This is a genomic window from Kitasatospora sp. NPDC001603 (assembly GCF_040298365.1).
GTDB lineage: Bacteria > Actinomycetota > Actinomycetes > Streptomycetales > Streptomycetaceae > Kitasatospora.
Window position 1 is genome coordinate 60,592 of sequence record NZ_JBEPAA010000028.1, and the last position, 18,081, is coordinate 78,672.

The following is an 18,081-nucleotide window of genomic DNA, read 5'->3' on the forward strand; positions in this document are numbered from 1 at the left end:
GGCGTACCCGACGCCGTCGCCGCGGATGGACAGGGTGAGGGTGAGCGTCCGGTCGGGTCCCGGTACGGGGGTGACGTAGATTCCTTCCGCCTGGCCGCCATCAGGACCCGAGCCGAACAGCAGGCCGCGCCGCCCGCTGACGGCCGGCCAGGAGCCAGTCAGCCCGCGAGGACCTGTCGGGCCTTCACCAGGCGCGCTTGGTGGTCCGCGATCCAGCCGGCCGGAGGGGACATTGGCAGGCTGACCGTCACCTGCGAGGACGGGGCGTCGCTGATCGACACCCCGATCGCGCTGGGACTGAGCGGCTTGATCCTCAGCTCGACCGTTCGGCCGGAGTTCAGCCACGAGACGAACCGGTGCCCGGCGAGACTGATGAGCGCCTCCTCCCAGCGGTCCAGGTCGAAGGAGGAGACTCCCACCGGGAACCTGCCGGTGACGGTCTCCGTCGACACGACGAACTCACAATCCAGGAGCTCACCCCCCCCGGATCCGATCGCTTCAGCACCCGCAACGCGACGACATGACCGCTCGTCCCCGGCGGGTCGGCAAGGTGGATCAGATCGTCCAGTTTGTCGTCGCCCATTGCGGCCCTCTCACTCGAGCTCGAACAAGGGCATCATTCCGGATGGCACCGACACACCCGAAGTCGCTCTCGCCTGCCAACACGCCACCGGCAGGCATCTGATCGCCCGATGCTCTCCCAAACCACCGGCAACCGCTTTCGACGGTGATCCGCCCAGCCGTCCGCCCCGCCGACAAGCCCCCCGGGCCGGGTGGCCCCAGAACTCGCGAGGCGCTCGCGCCCGCGGACCGAGCGCGCTGCCGGCCGGGCCGACGACGCGGCGTCGCACTGCGCGACCCGCACGGCCGCCGGGGCCGGCCCGACCAGCGGTCCGGACCCGGCCGCCGACGAGGCGGGCGCGAGCTGCGTCGGCGGCCGAGCCCGGTCACCACGGGGTCGAGCAGGACCGGATACAGACCCGGTGTTGTGCCGGCCCCGGCGGCGGGTTGGTCCCCGGTCAGCCGAGCGTTGTGCCGCGCTCGTGGGCCAGCGCCTCCAGGCCGTACCGTGCCACGTGCTCGGCGTTGCTCAGGTCGATCGTCCGGGTGCCCTCGGCGACCAGCCGCGCGTTGATCTCGTCCAGGTGCTGCTGGACGAGCTGCTTCTCGGCGTCGGTGGTGCGGCCCTTGTGCGGCCTACCGGCGTGCTCCAGGCTGGCGTAGTTGACCCGCTCCCTGGCGCCCGTCGGCACCGCGGCCTGGCTCGGGACGGTCCGGGCCACCCGCTTGGCGCCGCGCAGCACGTCGGCCATCGGAGCGGCCGAGGCAAGCCGGTTGAACGCTTCGGCCTCCAGGACCACCGTCTCCGGCTCCTCGGCGTCCGGGAAGTGCAGCTCGATCGTCACCAGGTCGAGCGCCAGCTCTTCCACTGGGGCCAGCTCTTCAGCCAGCGCCTCGATCTCGACTGGCCCGCCCTCCAGGTCGGGGTGCTGGCGCACCACGACGCGCACCAGGTCGCCGTCGTTCTCGACGTGCTTGCCGGTCAGGTCCGAGAACCGAATGATCTTCTGGCCCATGTCCACCTCTCGTGACTGCTGTGATCATCGGAGAGCCTACGCCGGGACCGATCGGTGGCGTCGCCGAACGTTCGGAAGCGCGGGGCAGGCACGGCGACGGCTCCGCAAGCGGCCCGTGCGCTCGAACGCCGTGGCCTCATGGGCTCCTGACTGCCCGACGGGGTCCCTGGGCGGAAAGGTAGGACAAGCTCAGGAGTCGGCCGCCTGCGTGATGAGGCCGGTGAGTGCCCGCCGCATGATGCGTTCGAACCGCGGTTGCCCGTCCTCCGCCGGGTCCGCTTCCGACTGCTGAGCCAGGGCCGCTGCGACGTGCGGGTACCCGCCGCGGGCCGCCGTCTCGCCGATGTACGCGGCCTGCGCCCCCTGGCGGCTTGTGAGTCCGCGGTCGGTCTGCAACTCGGCGCGGGAGAACTGCTCGGTCAGGGCGTTCAGCAGGGCGACGATCTCCATACTGGTCCGGCCGGGCAGCCCGGCGGGGGCGAGCGCCTGGAGCGCGTACTCCAGGAAGTCCATCCCGTTCGGGCCGATCCGGAGCGGCTCCGGGGGGACGTCGACGAGCCAGGGGTGCCGCAGCCGCGCGTCCTTCGCCCGGACCGCGAGGGCGACCAGGTCCTCGGCCGGGTCACCGGTCAGCGGGACGTTCAGGTCGATCTCGCCCGCGACCGCGTCCGTCATCAGGTCGAGGAGGTCGTCGCGGGAGCCGAGGTAGCGGTACAGCGACGCCTGGCCGGTGCCCAGTTCCGCGCCGACCTGGCGCATGGACACGGCCGCGAGGCCGCCGCGGTCCGCCAGCCGGACGGCAACCTCGGCCAACTCCGCACGGGTGTGCACGGCGGCGGGCCCGCGTGTGCCGCGCTCCGGCCGGGTCCAGACGATGACGGGCTCCTGGGCCACTCGTGCACCTGCTCTCATCCGTTGTCGTACTGCTGCCTGCGAGCGCCCCCTATACTAAAACTGCGAACATCGATCGCACTTTATTGGGAGGCCGCCATGTCCGAGTCCACCGCGCACCCGTGGACCCCGGTCCGCTTCGCCGAGAACGGGCCGGTCAAGCTCGCGTACGACCGGCTCACCGAGGGGACCGGCGGGGAGCCGCTGCTGCTGATGACCGGCCTCGGCGTCAACCGGCTCTGGATCCCGGACGGCCTGTGCCACCTGCTCGCCGACGCGGGCTTCGCCGTCGCCCGCTACGACCAGCGCGACGGCGGCGAATCGACCCACCTGCCGCCCGCCGCCACCAGGAACCCCGTCTCCGCGCTGTTCCGCAAGCGCGGCGAGGCCTATGCGGCCGAGGACATGGCGGACGACGCAATCGCCGTCATGGACGCGCTGGGCTGGGAATCCGCGCATCTGCTGGGCGTCTCCCTCGGCGGCGCCATCGCCCAGCGCGTGGCCCTGCGGCACCCGGACCGGGTGCGGACCCTGACGACCATGTCCGCCGTTCCCGGCGATGTCGCGGGCCTGAGGACCATGCGGTTCATCCGGATGGGCACCCTCGCGAAGTTCGCCAAGCTGAAGTTCCCCGCTACCCGGGAGGGCGCGATCGCCGCCAGTGTCGAGGTCTCCCGGCTGCTCGCTTCGCCGGCCCGCCCCTTCGACGAGCACGCCGCGAGGGAAGCCGCCGAGCGCACCGCCGACGCGGGCGTCCACGACCAGCAGGCGCAGAGCCGCCAGATCGGCGCCCAGTGGCACGGCGGCCCGATCAGCCGCATCCAGCGGCCGACACTGGTCCTGCACGGCGCGGACGACCCCTTGATCAAGCCCGCCGCCGCGACGGCGATCGCCTCCCGGATCCCGAACGCTCGCAAGCTGCTGCTGCTGGAGGTCGGTCACGAACTGCCCGAACCGGTCTGGCGCACCATCGTCGGCGAGATCCGCGCCCTGGCCGACCTGGCGGCGCGCAGCTGAGGGAGCTTCGACGAAGGTCCGGCCATCGGCCACCGCGGAGGCCTCGAACGGTCGGCCCGCCGCGTCTTCGACGAGCACCTGCGCCGGGTCGCCGCCCGCGACACCGTCGGCGGCGCCCCGGACTGACCACCGGGTCGCTGCGCCACAGGGCTACCGTGCAGCGATGACCAGTTCTGCACAGCGTCCGCTGCTCTTCCTGGATGTCGACGGACCGCTGATCCCGTTCGGGGCCACCGCGCAGGAGCTTCCGGACGGTTATCCGACGTTTCGGACGGCTGCCGGACTGCGGGGGGCCGACGCGAATCCGCTCCTGGCCAGGATCGATCCCGCGCACGGGCGCCGCTTGGCGGCGCTGCCGTGCGATCTGGTGTGGGCCACGACCTGGATGGCCGAGGCGAACGAGTACGTCGCACCGCTGATCGGCCTGCCGGAACTGCCGGTGGTGACCTGGCCCGAGCCGACCGACCAGGACGAGCAGGACGAGCGGGACGGCCTGCACTGGAAGACCCGCGCCCTGCTCGACTGGGCGGCCGGTCGCCCCTTCGCCTGGGTCGACGACGAGATCACGGACATCGATCGGGCCTGGATGTCGGCGCACCACGGCGGTCGGGCCCTTCTCCATCGCGTCGACCCCCGTCGGGGCCTGACCGACGTCGACTACGCCGTGCTCGACCACTGGCTTCGCCAGACCTGAGGCAGACCCCCGGCCGGGCGGCCGGTGCTGTCCGGGCCCTCGTGGACGGGACAGGGCGTCGCTCGGCCACTGGGCCGTCAAGTCGGCACGAGGCGGCGAGGCGGCGAGGCCGCGGTGCTGCCGGGACCGCGTCGGCGACGGCGACGGGTTTGGCCCGGCAGGCACCGGCCGGCGGTGCCGCCGCTCGGAAACCGGCTGCGGCAGGACCGAGGAGGCTGTCAGGATGCCGGGATGACGACCATCTCCGCTGCTCGCGACTCGTTGGAAGGTTTGGCTCTGGGGGACGGATTCGGGGAGCGCTGGTTCCCCCTCTTCCGCTCGCCCGAGGAGGCGTTCGAACAGATCCGGGCCCGGCGCACCCCGGAGGAGGGGCCCTGGCACTGGACCGACGACACCGCGATGGCGCTGTCGGTCTACGGGATCCTGACCGCCTTCGACGCGGTCCACCAGGAGCGGCTCGCCCAGGCCTTCGCGGCCACCTACCGGGCCGACCAGGGGCGCGGGTACGGGTACGGCATGCACGTGCTGCTGCCCGAACTCGGCGCGGACCCGGCGAGTTGGCGTACCGCCGCACGGGCGCTGTTCGACGGCCAGGGCAGCCTCGGCAACGGCGCGGCGATGCGGGTGGCTCCGCTGGGCGCCTGGTTCTGCGCCGACCTGGACGAGGCGGCCGAGCAGGCGGCGCTGTCCGCCGAGGTCACCCACGCGCACCCGGAGGGCGTGGCCGGCGCGGTGGCCGTGGCCGTGGGAGCGGCCCTCGCCGCGCGCGGCCGCTCCGGGACGGCGCCCGCCGGCGCGGACCTGCTGGCCGAGGTCGCGGACCGCACCCCGGCCGGCGCCGTCCGCGACGGGCTGCGCCGGGCCGCCGGGCTGCCCGCCGTCACCGAGCCCTGGCGCGCTGCCGACCTGCTCGGCAACGGGCAGCGGGTCCGGGCGAGCGACACCGTCCCGTTCGCCCTGTGGTCCGCCGCGCATCACCTGGACAGCCTGGCCGACGCCCTCTGGACCACGGCGGAGGGCCTGGGCGACGTGGACACCACCTGCGCCATCACCGGCGGCGTCGTCGCCGCCCGCACCGGCCTGGCGGACGTGCCGCAGGCCTGGCTGGCCTGCCGCGAGCCGCTGCCCGCCTGGGTCGCCGAGGCGGAGCCGGAGTCGGAGGACCGGGCCTGACCCTGCGTGGGTTCGGGCCCGGTCCCGGCGATCGCCGGGACCGGGCCCAGGAGCGCCGGAGGACGACTGGCACCCGGATACCGCCGAACCCGTCGAACGTCGGCACCGCCGCGCCCCGGGGCAACGCCGTCCGCACGGCCCTGGAGCCTTCGCGCACCAGGACCATCCGGCTTCCGGGCGGCGGCGCCGCCGAACCAGGAGGACGTGCGGCCCGCCGGATCGCTTTGCCGCGTCCGCCGGCCACGGTGTGTCCGGCGGGCGGCGCCGACCGGGGCAGGCGGTCAGACGGTGGTGCGCTGCCACTGCTGGTTGTCACCGGTGTTGCAGGTCCACTGCTCCAACGAAGTACCGTCCGCCGTCGACTGGTTGGTCACGTCGAGGCACTTGCCGCTGTGCCGTGCGACCAGCTTCACCGAGGTGGAGCCGGTGACCTTCCGGGTCTTCCACTGCTGCGAGGTCGCGGTGCTGCAGCGCGGTTTCGGCGGCGTTCTCGGGCTGGTACATGCCGAGGGTTCGGGGGGGAGGGCCGGTAGTTGGGGTTGGGCATCCAGCGAACGAGGTCGCCTCGCTGGTCGACCTCCCAGCCGCCCTTGATTCCCCACGGCGGCACGGCACCGGCGGGGTCGAACGCGGGGTCGGTCTCGTACATCCACTGGCCGGGCGACGTGAGGTTCTCGAACTCCGGCTGGAGGTGAGGTCGGTGTGTTCACCGCCGGCGCCTGCCCGATCCCTCCTGCCGCAGAACCCGGCCGTCAGGTGCGGCGGCCGAAGAGGGGGCCGAGGACGAGTTCGGCGGCGCCGGCGGCGACGGCCAGGCGGCCGGCGGTGCTGACGGAGACCGGGACGGGCTGCCAGTCGGGGTCCGGGATCCGGGACTCGAGCTGTGCGGTGACACCGGCGAGGTAGACGTCGGGGGCGGACAGCACGGCCCGCCCGCCGATCACCACCCGGTCGATGTCGAGCAGCCGGACGAGGTTGGCGACGCCCACGCCGAGCAGTCGCGCCGCGGCGGCGTGGTCGCCGCGGCGCAGCTCGGCGAGGCAGAGCACCTCCAGGCAGCCGCGGTTGCCGCAGTCGCAGGGCGGTCCGTCGAGCTGGACGGTCTGGTGGCCGAACTCGCCGGCGTTGGTGCGGGTGCCGCGGTGCAGGGTCCCGTCGAGGAGCAGGCCCGCGCCGAGGCCGGCGGAGAGGTGGACGTAGGCGAGGCCGCCACCGGGTCGCGGGGTGGTCGGGGCCTCGGCCAGGGCGGCGGTGTTGGTGTCCTTGTCGACGACGACGGGCAGGCCGTCCAGCCGGGCGGCGAGTTCGTCGCGCAGCGGGTAGCGGTCCCAGCCCGGGGAGTCCCGGGCGTCGAGCGGGGTGAACCAGTGCAGGACGCCGGCGGCGTGGTCGAGCGGTCCGCGGCAGCCGATGCCGGCCCCGAGCAGGCGGGCGCCCGGCGGCAGGTCGGCGGCGGCCCGGTGGATCCGCGCGGTGACGAGTCGGACGGCGTCGGCGGGGGTGAGGCCGCGCTCGACGGGTTCGGTGCGGACGTGGTGGTGGCGGCCCGCGAGGTCGACCAGCAGGACGGTGAGCTCGTCGCGCTCCAGGTGGACGCCGACGGCGCAGGCGGCTTCGGCGCGCAGCCGGAGCAGGGTGCGGGGCTTGCCGCCGGTGGAGGCCGCCTGGCCGGCTTCGACGATCATGCCTTCGGCGAGCAGCCGGGCGGTGATCTTGCCGATGGCCTGCGGGGTGAGGCCGGTCCGGGCGGCGAGTTCGACGCGGCTGCCGCCCTGCGGGGCGGCCCGGAGCAGGCCGAGGACCAGGGCGGCGTTGTGGTCGCGCAGTCCGGCCAGGTTGGTGCCGGCCGGTCGGTGGTGGCCGGCCGGGCCGGGGGGCGGCGTCGTCATGGGCTCATTCTGCCTGGGGCCGGGCGGGCGGGGCTTGCACTTAGGAAACACCGTTGTTTAACTGGTTCGCATGACCTTCGAGAGCACCCCCGGTCCCGGGCACCCCGCCGTCCGCGTCGGACTGGTCGGCTACGGCCTGGCCGGAGCGGCCTTCCACGCCCCGCTGATCGCCGCCACGCCCGGGCTCCGCCTGGACGCCGTGGTCACGTCCGCGCCCGAGCGGCGCGAGCAGCTGCGCCAGGACCACCCGCAGGCCCGCGTCGTGGACAGCGCCGAGCAGCTGCTGGCCGCTCCCGGCGCCCTCGACCTGCTGGTCGTCGCCTCCCCCAACCGCAGCCACGTGCCGCTCGCCCGGGCCGCCCTGGAGGCCGGGCTGCCCGTCGTGGTGGACAAGCCGCTCGCCGCCACCGCGGCCGAGGCGGCCGGCCTGGTCGAGCTCGCCGAGGCCCGCGGCCTGCTGCTCACCGTCTTCCAGAACCGCCGCTGGGACACCGACTTCCGCACCGTCCGGCAGCTGGTCGACACCGGCGCGCTCGGCACCGTGCACCGCTACGAGTCCCGCTTCGAGCGCTGGCGGCCGGAGCTGAAGGAGGGCTGGCGCGAGTCCGCCGACCCGGTCGACGCCGGCGGCATCCTCTACGACCTGGGCAGCCACCTGATCGACCAGGCGCTCACCCTCTTCGGCCCGGCCGTCCAGGTGTACGCCGAGGTGGACGTCCGCCGCGCCGGCGCCGCCGTGGACGACGACGCCTTCGTGGCGCTGACCCACGCCGGCGGGGTCCGCTCCCACCTGTGGATGAGCGCGCTGGCCGGCCGGCCCGGACCGCGCCTGCGCGTCCTGGGCGACCGCTCCGCGTACACCGTGGAGGGCATGGACCCGCAGGAGGACGCGCTGCGCGCCGGACAGCGCCCGGGCCCGGGCTGGGGCGAGGTGCCCGCCTCGGGGTACGGCCTGCTCGGTACCCCCGACGGCGCCGCCGGGTACCCCTCGCTCCCCGGCGACTACCCCGCCTTCTACGCCGGGGGGGTCCGCTCGCTGCGCGAGGGCGCGCCCGCGCCGGTCGACCCGCGCGACGCCGTCGCGGCGCTGACCGTCCTGGAGGCCGCCCGCCGCTCGGCCGCCGAGGGCCGCACCGTCACCCTGACCGAGAGGGTCGCCCGATGACCCCCGACGAGGCCACCGCCCTGATCCAGCGGGTCGAGGACGAGGAGCGGCGGCTGCGCCTGCCGCGCTTCGACAACGACGACGCCTGGTTGCTCGGCACCCTGCTGGTCGGCCTGGCGCGCGCCGAGGAGGCGCCCGTGGTGGTGGACATCCGGCGCAACGGCCAGCAGCTCTTCCACTACGCGCTGCCGGGCAGTTCGGCCGACAACGACGCCTGGATCCTGCGCAAGGCCCGCACGGTGGACCGCTACGGCTGCTCCTCCTACCTGGTCGGCCTGCGCTTCGCGGCCAAGGGCCGGACCTTCGAGGAGGACTCCCGGCTCGACCCCGACACCTACGCCGCCCACGGCGGCGCCTTCCCGATCCACGTGCAGGGCGTCGGGGTGGTCGGCACGGTGGCCGTCTCCGGCCTCCCCCAGGCCGAGGACCACCGCCTGGTCGTCACCGCCCTCGAACGGCACCTGGACCGGCGCCTCGAAACCGTCTGACCCGCCTCCGGACGCCTATCGCCCCGGCGAGGCGGCGGGCGGCGGGGGCCTGCCTGGACCTGGAGGGGATCCGGCCCCCGCCGGCCTGCTCACCCGGCGACCGAGTCCGAGGCCTGAGGCCGTTGATCGTGGTGCCGCGCGGGGAGGACCCGGCGTGCCGGTGGCGGTTTCCGGCGATCGTCGCGGCACCACGGCCCGTAAGGCGCCCGGCCGGCGTCCCGTCACCCGCCGGCGTCCCGTCACCCGCCGACGTCCCGTCCCGTCACCCGCCGGCGTCCCGTCACCCGCCGGCGGCGGCCTCCCGGAGGCGGCGGATCTCGGGGTTGCGGCGCAGGTCGGGGAAGCGGTCGCAGAGGCCGCGCACCACCTCGCCGAGGAAGGCCCGGGTGGCGGCCTCGAACTCGGCGTACTCCGCGCTGCCCTTGCCGTCCCGCTCCCGGTGGATCCGTACGGTCTCCTTGCCGCCCCGGCGTTCGAAGCGGTACTCGCCGGCGCCCCCGGCGGCCGAGTAGCGGGCGCGCCCGGCGCCCGCCAGCTCCCCGGCCGCGGTGAACAGGCCGAGCGCGAGGTCCAGGACGGGCCCGGTGCCGCTGAAGTCGGCGCCCTCGACCCGGAACGTGTAGGGGCCCCAAAACGCCTCGCAGGTGAGGTCGTAGAGGTCCGCCGCGGCGAAGTCCATGGTGCCGCGGGGCCCGCGGTCGGCGCCGCCGGTGTCGGCGGCGGAGAAGGACAGTTCGATCATGATGCTCGCATTCTCGCAGGTGGGCGGGACGGCGGATCGCCGGGGGCTGATGCTCCAGCCCCCGGCGATCCGGGTCTCACGGTCGGGACCGTTCGGTCGGTGCGACCCCGGTCAGTACGGGTGCGCCGTCCTGGCCGTCCTCCGTCCCTTGTGCTGCTTCACGACGACGCGCAGCCGCGTGGTGTGCCGGCCGTTGCCGTCCCGGCCGATGATTCGGCCGAAGTCGTGCTCGTAGATCCGGCCGTCGCGGCCACCGGTGTTGGCCCGGCTCTTGCCCTTCTTGATCGTGGTGTGGATCAGGTACTTGACCTCGCGGACGTTGCGCGAGCGGAACCGGCTCTTGCCCGCCACGCGGGACTTCGCGCCGTGCCCGCCGAGGATGTGCGGCAGGTCGATGTGGCACGCGTTCTTGTTGTGCGCGACGACCCAGTCGTCGCCGACCCGCACGCTGTAGGTGTGCTGGTCGCCGATGGTGAGGTTGACGACCAGCTGGTCGGCGATCTCGCCCCGGTCGGTGACCCGGGTGACCGGGACCGGGGTGCCGGCCGGCGTCACCAGGGAGTCGCCGACCCGCACCTGCGCGGCGTCGGTCCAGCCCTTGCCGCTCACCCAGACCGGGTGCTCGGCGGTGACCCGCAGCGCGGCCGCGGTGTCCGGGTCCCCGGTCGCGCTCGCCGTCACCGTCGCCGGATCCGCCGTCGCGGTCTCGATGTCGACCAGGTGCTTGGTGCCGTACCCGTAGATCACCGACAGCACCGGCTCCGGCCGGGTCTGACCGGTCGCCGGGTCGGTGGAGAGCACCAGGTCGCCGACCTGGACCTCACCGATCGGCAGCTGCCCGCCGTCGCCCATCAGCACCGGGGTGCCCGGGTCGAAGGAATTGCAGCCGGTCCGCCGGAACACCGAGCGGACCCGGGAGGAGACGCGCCGCACGCGCGCCGCGCCCCGCGAGTAGCGGGCGGCCGCGAAGCCGGCCCGGACCGCCGTGTTGCCGCCGACCAGGCCGGCCGCCGCGGTGATGCTCATCTCGGCGGCCTTGCGCCAGTTGCCGGTCGCCGCGTACGAGACGGCGGAGACGGCGGCCGCGGCGGAGCCGATCGGGCCCGGGATGTACGACGCGACCTCGGCGACCTTGGCCACCACGTGCACGGTCTTCTTCAGCCACTTGGGCATGCCCCAGTGGCCGTCGAGGTCCGTGCAGTTGACCGGGTCGCCGGTGCAGTAGTCGTACGCGCCGGCGTTGCCGCCGGGCTCCGGGTCGACCTGGAGGAAGCGGCCGAGCGCCGGGCTGTAGAGGCGGGCACCCATGAGGATGTCGCCGTCCTGGGCCTCGGCGGAGCGCTGCTTGCCGCCCAGCCAGCCGTACCGCGCGGCGGCCTGGCCGTCCTGCGGGATGCCGAACTCGTCGAAGTCCAGCACGACCGGCTTGGTGAGCGCCGGGTCGGTCGTCAGCACGACGGAGCCGAACAGGTCGGTCAGCTGGAGCTGGACGTCGCCGGTCCGGCTCGTGGTGGCCACCAGGTCGGTGTCCGGGCCCGAGACGTTGCGGGTCACGGTGCCCTGGGTGGTGTCCTCGACGACCCAGCGGACCTCGTCGGAGTCGTCGCCGTAGTGGTTGAGCTTGGACGTGGCGTTGGCCCACGAGCCGTCGGTCTGCTTCTTGGCCGTGGTGAACGCGGTGAGGCGGTGGGCGGCGTCCTGGGCCCACTGCTGCCTGGTGTCCCCCTTCTCCTGGGCGGCGACCTTGTCGTTGGCCCAGTAGGTGTTGGTCGCGCCGGTCGCGGTCCGCACCGTCCGCCCGAAGGCGTCGTACCCGAAGCCGGGGTCGGTGAGCCGGTCGGCGGAGTCGTAGCCGTGGTTCTCGACGGTGGCCCCGGTCGTGCCGCAGGTGCCGTCGAGGGCCGAGGGCAGGGTGGTCTTCGACAGCCGGTTGGAGTGGGCGTCGAAGGCGTACTGCCGGGTCACGCAGCCGGTCGTGGTGGTCGACTGCTGGGCCTTCACCAGTCGGCCGAGCCGGTCGTAGCGGTAGGTGCGGGTGGCGGTGGAGCTGGTGTCCCTGGCCACCTGGCCCTGGGTGGAGACGTCGCTGGTCTGGGCCCAGACCACGGCGTTGTCGGAGGAGCGGGTGTAGGTGCGGCCGGTGGCCTCGCCGACCGCGTTGAAGGTGTCCCTGCGGACGATCCCGCCGGGGTAGGTCTGTTCGACCAGCTGGCCGTCCGGACCGTAGGCGGCGGTGAACTCGCCGGCCGTGCTGTCGTTGACCGAGGTGACCAGGCCGCGCGGCTCCTTCGCGCGGTCGTAGGTGTAGGTGGTGGACCCGGTCGGGTCGGCGACCTTCACCGGCTTGCCGAAGGCGTCGAACTCCGTGGTGGTGGTGCCGCCGTCGGCGTCCGTGTAGGAGACCAGCCGGCCCAACTGGTCCATGACCCGGGTCAGCGACTTGCCGTCGGCCGTGGTCCGCACCGCGTCACCCGTGGCCGGGTCGTACTCGGTGGTGACCTTCGGCATCGCCACGCCCTCGTCCGAGGTGATCTCGGTCGAGGTGATCCGGTCGGCGCCGTCGTAACCGACGACCGTCCTGCGCGACTTGCCCGCGTTGGTCTCGGTGGTCTCCTCGGGCTCGCCGAACGGCGAGTACCGGGTGACCCGCTTGACGGGCAGCGTGGTCGGCATCCGGGTGCCGTCGGCATCGGTGACCGCGCCGCCGGGCAGCGTGGCGCACGGGCTGCCCGCCCACTCGGGGCGGTTGGCGCAGGCGGGGTCATCCGGGTTGGCACCGGCGGTGTAGAACACCGACCTGACCGTCCCGGCGTCGCCGCCCGTCGAACCCGGCTTGCGCGACTCCACGGCGCGGCCGGCGGCGTCGTACCGGATGGTCGCCGTCAGCTTGGCGCCGAGCGCGTCGGTGGTCACCGAGGTGGCCGCCTTCAGCGTCCAGCCGGCGGTGCCGCCGATCGGGGCGTCGTAGCCCGTCCTGGTGACCCGCAGCTCGACGTCGTCGGCGTAGCCGTCGATCCGGGCGCCGTCGGTGCTGGTGGTGACCAGGTGGTAGGCCTTGCCGTCGGGCTTGCCCTCGTCGTAGGTGTTGGTGTTGTGGTCCCGCGCCACGACCGGCGTGCCGGCGGCGAGCGTGGGGTTGAGCGTGGTCTTGGTCAGGGTGACCCGGTCCAGACCCGCCTGGTAGGAGGGCGCGACGGCCGCCGGGTTCTTCCCGGTGACGGTGAGCCGCAGCTCGTGGTCGCCGCGGGCGAGCCGGCCGGTCGGACCGGCGGCGAACGGGGTGGTGGTGACCGCCGCGCTGTAGCCGTCGAAGGGGGCACCGACGTTCTGGCCGTCGATCGACAGCTGGACGATGCCGTAGTCGGCCGCCTTGGTGAGCAGCGCGCCGAGCTGGTACGTGCCCTCCTCGGGGACCGAGATCCGGAAGGAGGCGTTGTCCCCGACCGCGTCGGCGGCGAGGAACACCTGGCCGCCGCCGGACCAGCCGGCCCCGGCGCAGCAGGTGGCCAGGGTCTGGACGCGCACCGGGTCGGTGGCGCCCAGCTGGACCAGGCTCTCGCCCTCGGCCGTGACGGTGACGGGTACGGTCTGGCCGTCGACCTGCTCGGCGAGCGAGGCGCGGTAGACCGGTCCGAGCGTCTCGGTGACGTCGAGGCCGTCCGGCGTGTAGAGGGTCCGGGAGTCCAGCAGACGGGCCCGGGACGCGGAGTCGGCGGGCAGGTTCAGTTCGGCCGCGAGGCGTTCGGTGTCCGGGTGGGTGCCGAGCGCGATGGCGCGGTTGGTGGCCTCCAGGGTGCGGACGGCGTGGCCGTAGCGGTCGTACTCGGTGGTGTCGATGTCGCCGCCGGGGGTGGTCGACGGCGTCGCCGTGTTGACCTCGTTGCCGGAGGCGTTCAGGTAGTGGACGACGGCCGGCCGGTAGCCGTCCGGTCCGGGCCTGGCCGCGGTGGCGGTGCCGGTGCCCGGGTCGTCCTCGGGGCCGTAGACGGCGGTGGCGTCGGTCGGCGCGTCGGTCTGGGCCCAGGCGGCCACGTCCGGGCCGCCGAGGTCGTACGGACCGCCCGTGGCGCGCGTCAGCGGCACGTCGTAGACGACCTTGCTCGCGGTCTCACCGCTGACCTGGTCCTTGCTGCCCCTGGCCAGGGCCGCGCGACGGACCTTCAGCAGGCGTCCCGGGTCCTGGTCCGCGGCGGCCCTGCCGTAGTCGAGGTTCCACGGCAGCTCGCCCGCGGGGGTGATCCGGGTGACCCGCCCCGCGTCGTCGTAGTCGTAGGCGGTCTTCAGCGGCTGGGCCAGGCGCGGGTCCCAGACCTGGGCCAGGCGGCCGCGCTCGTCGTAGACGTAGTGCGCGACCTCGACCGCCTCCTGCTTGGCGGTCACCGGGTTCCAGGACCAGACCTTCACGGACCGGATCCGGTCGGTGAAGTCGCCCGGGGCCCCGGCCGTCGCGGTGGTGGCGGACGCGTAGTCGTAGTCGGTGACCTCGCAGCCGCGCGGCAACGGGTCGACGGTGCAGCCGTTCGCGTCGTCGACACCGGGCTCGACCGGGGCGATCACCCGCTTGACGAGCGAGCGCCGGTCGGTGGAGTCGTAGACGTAGCGGGCGGTGGACCCGGCGTCCGGCCCGGTGGAGGACTGGACGCTGTACACGTCCGAGCCGGCCTGCCGGGCGAACACCGTGGCGGAACCGTCCAGTTCGGACAGCGTGTAGGTGTCGCCGGTCGCCTTCAGGACGAGGTGCTCGGCGCCCGGTTCGGGGAAGAGCGTGCCGTCCTGCGCCCGCGCGAAGGTGAGCGAGGTGTCGTCGACGCCCTTGAGGACGGCGGCGTCCGCGCTCGGGAAGGCCAGCGACACGTAGTCGGCGGACTCGCCGTGCGCCCCGCCGGCCCACTGCGGGCCGAACGGCGCGACCAGTTCGCGCACCGACATGCCGTCGAAGTAGACCGGCTTGTCGGCGTTGTCCGAGTGCCCGTTGTAGAGCCGGATCTGCGCCTCGGTGGCGTCCGCGGCGAGCGTGACGTCGGTGGTCAGCTCGGCCCAGGCGTCGGTGTACGGCGCCTTGCGGGAGACGGTCGTGGTCAGCGCGCCGGCCTTGCCGTGGACGGCCACGATCCGCATGCCGCGGTCGTCGAGGCCCGCGGTCAGCCCGGTCGAGGAGGGCACGTACACCCAGGCCTTGACCCGGTAGGTGTGGCCGGGCTTCATGCCCAGCTGGAGGCCGCCCGAGCCGCCGAGCAGCGCGTAGGTGTCACCGCTGCGGTTGGCGTCCGGCAGGACCTTCAGCGATTCGGTCGAGCCGCCCTGCCCCCGGTCGGTGACCCGCAGGGCGGTGCCCGGGGTGGCCAGGAAGCCGGTGGTGTCGGTGGAGACCTGCTGCTGGTTGGCGGTCAGCCGCTCGCCCTGTTCCTGCCAGCCGCGGGTCGCGCCGCGGGAGGAGGAGGAACGCGTGGTGGTCATGCCGAACTCGTCGGTGTCGGTGACGTCCACCGAGTAGTCACCGGTGAGCAGGTTGACCGAGCCGGGGCCGACCTCGACGCCGGTGGCGCCGTCGGCGTTGGCGTCGGCGGTGAAGGTGGACCAGGCCGTCGGGTAGGCCGGGTCGCTGTCCTTGTCCGTGTAGAGCAGCGCGCGGACCTGTACGACGCCGCCGATCTGCCCCAGCGACTCCAGCACCGACCAGTTGGCGTGGCCGCCGAGTTCGGCGAGCCGCGGCCGGGTGCCGGCGGTCGGGGTGTTGTCGGCCTTGGTGAGGTGGGCCGCCGGGATGTCGTACTCGGTGGCGCCGGGGCCGCGGCGGTACTGCCAGGTGACCCGGGTGTACTGGGTCTGGGCGTCGACCGCGAGCTTGACGCGCTTGGCGGTCTCGGAGCCGTCGACCGGGGAGCTGACGCCGGCCCGGCCGACCCGGAAGGTGTGGACGGCCGGGTCGGAGAGGTTGTCCGCCCGGTCCTTGGTCTGCACCTTGAGGGTGTGCGTGCCGTCGGTGGGCGGGGTGATCGACGCGGTGGTCGCACCGGTCGCGTCGACCGTCACCGGTGCCTTGCCGTCCAGGGTGTAGACGTAGCCGACCACGTCGTCGGTGCCGGCCGGCGGGGTGAGGGTGAACCGTCCGGTCTGGCCGGCGGCGCCGTGCCACACCTCGTCGGCGGGGTAGTCGGCGGAGGTGACGAACGGCGCGCCCGGCCGGGTGGTGTCGGCGACGACGACCACGTCCTGCGGGGCCCACGGCGAGTTGTCGGTGCCGTCCCAGAGCCGGGCGCCCATCGAGTACTGCACGCCCTCGTCGAGCTTGGCGAGGCCGAAGTCGGCCGGCTTCACCTGGGCGTAGCTGCCGTTCGGGACCTCCTTGTAGACGCGCTTGACGAGGACGCCGGCGCGGTAGAGGTCGAAGTCGGCGCCGACCTTGCCGCCGCTGTCCGGGTCACTGGCCAGGACCTGGAAGGTCGGGGTGGCCGAGGAGGTGAAGCGGGGGTTGCCCTGGCGGGCCGGGAACACGTCGACCGCCGGCGGCGCCGCGGGGACGGTGTTGTAGGTCACCGACAGGAACGGCGGGTGGCCGCCCTGGGAGGAGTCGAAGCGCTTCCACGAGTACGGGCTGGTCTCGGTGGAGGCGCGCAGGCCGAGGGCGTTGTTGGTGTAGCCGTTGTCGGACCAGGCGGTGACCAGCGAGGTGACGTCCTGGGCGACCCAGGCGTCGCCGCAGCCGGCGTTCTCGTTGCCCTTGGTGGCGTTGCTGACCGCCCACTGCTTGTTCCAGTTGGGCTGGTTGGTCCACCGGGAGCCGGTGGAGGCGAGGCCGGTGTCCCAGACCTCCCAGGACCAGGGCTCGCAGGACCACGAGTGGGTGTTGTACAGGTTCAGCTTCGCCGAGAGGATGTGCTTGCCGTGGTACGGACCCTCGGGGAAGTGCAGGAAGGAGCGGGCGACCTGGCCGCTGCCGTTGTTGCCGAGCTTCAGCTCGGTGGCGGACGACTGGTCGGTGGTCCAGCCCTGCTGGACGAAGGTGTCGAAGGAGGCGCCGACGGTGAGCGCCGGGTCGATCGTCACCGGGTAGCTGGTCGCCGGGTCGCCGAGGAAGCCGGCGTCCGGGGTGAAGACCAGCTCGGCCTCCGCGCCGGCACCGCGCAGCTCCATCGCGACGGGCGCGCGGCGGTTGTGCTCCAGCGACTGCGGGTCGACCGCCGCGTCCCACATCACGGGGGCGGGGATCTTCGCCTGCACCTTGCCGGACGGACGCTCGGTCAGCTCGATCGAGCCGTCGTCCTTGCGGTCGACGTCCAGGCCGCTGGTGTCGATCGGCAGCACGACGGTGCCGGCCTGGGAGACGGCCGAGCGGTCCTTGACGATCAGGTACTGCTCGAAGCCGGTCCGGGTGGCCTCCAGGACGAGGTCCACTCCGGGGCGGGCGTCGACGTAGGTGGCCCGGCTGCCGTCGAGCCTGGGCTTGGGCAGGCGGCCGAGCCAGCCGAGCTGCACCTGCTGCTCGCCGGCGCCGATCTTGACCAGCTCGCGCTCGGCGGGCTTCTCGGCGGCGGGGTTGGGCGCGGCGGCAGCGGCGGGGGCCGAGTCGGCGGGCTTGGCGAAGGCGGAGCCGGGGCCGGGCGCGGTGGGCAGCTGCGGCCGGGCCTCGTCGCGGCCGGCCCGGGCGTCGGCCGCGGCCGCGTGCGCGGGGGCGCCGGTGGCGGGGGCTTCGGCGGCGGGCGTGCCGGCGGCGGGTATACCGGTCCCGGGCGTGCCGGCGGGCGGGGCGACGGCGTCACCGGTGCGCACGCCGGGGTCGCCACCGGTGAAGGTCAGGCCCTCCGGGTGGACCTTCGGCGCGACCTTGCCGTCCGGGGTCTCCACCAGCGTGGTGTCGACCGGGACCCAGGCGTCGCCGACCTTGACCCGGACCGGTCCGGTCGCGGTGTCCTGGGTCAGCGTCCCCGCGGGGTCGGCCCAGAGCGTGGTGGTGGCGGTCCGGGCGCCGGTCACCTCGACCCGGTGACCGTTCAGCCGGGCGGCGAGCAGGGCGGAGGCCGCGTCGGGGGCCTCGTTGACGGGTGCGGTGGCCGTGGCCTTGGGGTCGGTCGCGGGTGCGGCGTAGGCGGAGTCGGCGGTCAGCGCATCGAGCGCGACCCCCGTCTCCACCAGTAGCGCGAGCGCCGCCAGAACGGCTGTCCGCCGCATTCGGCGCGTAGTGAAGGCCCCGCCCCCAAAAACGGGCGGGGCCTGCTTCCTCGATGGCAAGAGAGTTTTCTCCACGAATAGTGATGGCAAAGAAGTCGTGCCACACCAAGATCGCAGAGCGGCTGACCGGGAATCCGCGGATCCGGATATCGAATCGGCAAAGATTGGCCGACCGATGCCCACTTTGCCCCGATATTACGTGAAATGCTGACTGCATGTCAGTTGGCCGGGAAAGGAGACGCTTTGCTCGCCGACGCCCGACCCGCACCCCCGCAG

General features: G+C 73.8%; 11 protein-coding genes and 1 pseudogene. 5 read left to right on the forward strand and 7 right to left on the reverse strand.

From position 1 onward, the window contains the following. Positions 1–158: 158 nt before the first annotated feature. From ABT263_RS19210 to ABT263_RS19220, 3 genes and pseudogenes are all read right to left on the reverse strand, one after another. Positions 159–503, reverse strand: a pseudogene (locus tag ABT263_RS19210) (DUF5959 family protein); the annotation flags it as partial. A 516-nt stretch (positions 504–1,019) separates the two neighbouring features. Then, complete coding sequence (locus ABT263_RS19215) at positions 1,020–1,577, reverse strand: hypothetical protein (protein WP_352291540.1); 558 nt, start codon at positions 1,575–1,577, stop codon at positions 1,020–1,022. A gap of 189 nt (positions 1,578–1,766) precedes the next feature. Then, the gene (locus ABT263_RS19220; RefSeq protein WP_502885818.1) at positions 1,767–2,489 is read right to left on the reverse strand and encodes a TetR/AcrR family transcriptional regulator; all 723 of its coding nucleotides are present in this window, start codon (positions 2,487–2,489) and stop codon (positions 1,767–1,769) included. 78 nt (positions 2,490–2,567) lie between these two features. Here ABT263_RS19220 and ABT263_RS19225 point away from each other — a divergent pair, with 78 nt between their 5' ends. From ABT263_RS19225 to ABT263_RS19235, 3 genes are all read left to right on the forward strand, one after another. Next, complete coding sequence (locus ABT263_RS19225; RefSeq protein WP_352291544.1) at positions 2,568–3,485, forward strand: alpha/beta fold hydrolase; 918 nt, start codon at positions 2,568–2,570, stop codon at positions 3,483–3,485. A gap of 163 nt (positions 3,486–3,648) precedes the next feature. Next, positions 3,649–4,179: an HAD domain-containing protein gene (locus tag ABT263_RS19230; RefSeq protein ID WP_352291546.1), complete on the forward strand. Its 531-nt coding sequence runs from the start codon at positions 3,649–3,651 to the stop codon at positions 4,177–4,179. A gap of 231 nt (positions 4,180–4,410) precedes the next feature. Continuing rightward, positions 4,411–5,352 carry an ADP-ribosylglycohydrolase family protein gene (locus ABT263_RS19235; RefSeq protein WP_352291548.1) on the forward strand — a complete coding sequence of 314 codons (942 nt, stop codon included), beginning with the start codon at positions 4,411–4,413 and terminating at the stop codon, positions 5,350–5,352. A gap of 281 nt (positions 5,353–5,633) precedes the next feature. On the opposite strand, the gene ABT263_RS19240 is transcribed toward ABT263_RS19235, so the two are convergent. Together ABT263_RS19240 and ABT263_RS19245 are read right to left on the reverse strand one after the other, a co-directional pair. Further along, complete coding sequence (locus tag ABT263_RS19240; RefSeq protein WP_352291550.1) at positions 5,634–6,062, reverse strand: RICIN domain-containing protein; 429 nt, start codon at positions 6,060–6,062, stop codon at positions 5,634–5,636. Positions 6,063–6,104: 42 nt separating this feature from the next. Next, positions 6,105–7,241: an ROK family protein gene (locus ABT263_RS19245; RefSeq protein ID WP_352291552.1), complete on the reverse strand. Its 1,137-nt coding sequence runs from the start codon at positions 7,239–7,241 to the stop codon at positions 6,105–6,107. 70 nt (positions 7,242–7,311) lie between these two features. On the opposite strand from ABT263_RS19245, the gene ABT263_RS19250 reads away from it, so the two are divergent. Then, the gene (locus ABT263_RS19250; RefSeq protein WP_352291553.1) at positions 7,312–8,406 is read left to right on the forward strand and encodes a Gfo/Idh/MocA family oxidoreductase; all 1,095 of its coding nucleotides are present in this window, start codon (positions 7,312–7,314) and stop codon (positions 8,404–8,406) included. Next, a complete protein-coding gene (locus ABT263_RS19255) occupies positions 8,403–8,894 on the forward strand; it encodes a heme-degrading domain-containing protein (protein WP_352291555.1) in 492 nt (163 codons plus the stop codon). The genes ABT263_RS19250 and ABT263_RS19255 overlap by 4 nt, the downstream gene beginning before the upstream one ends. A 280-nt stretch (positions 8,895–9,174) precedes the next feature. Here ABT263_RS19255 and ABT263_RS19260 read toward each other — a convergent pair whose 3' ends face one another. Together ABT263_RS19260 and ABT263_RS19265 are read right to left on the reverse strand one after the other, a co-directional pair. Then, positions 9,175–9,636, reverse strand: a complete 462-nt coding sequence (locus ABT263_RS19260) for a hypothetical protein (RefSeq protein ID WP_352291557.1) — start codon at positions 9,634–9,636, stop codon at positions 9,175–9,177. A gap of 111 nt (positions 9,637–9,747) precedes the next feature. Further along, a complete protein-coding gene (locus tag ABT263_RS19265) occupies positions 9,748–17,805 on the reverse strand; it encodes a DNRLRE domain-containing protein (protein WP_352291559.1) in 8,058 nt (2,685 codons plus the stop codon). Positions 17,806–18,081 lie beyond the last annotated feature (276 nt).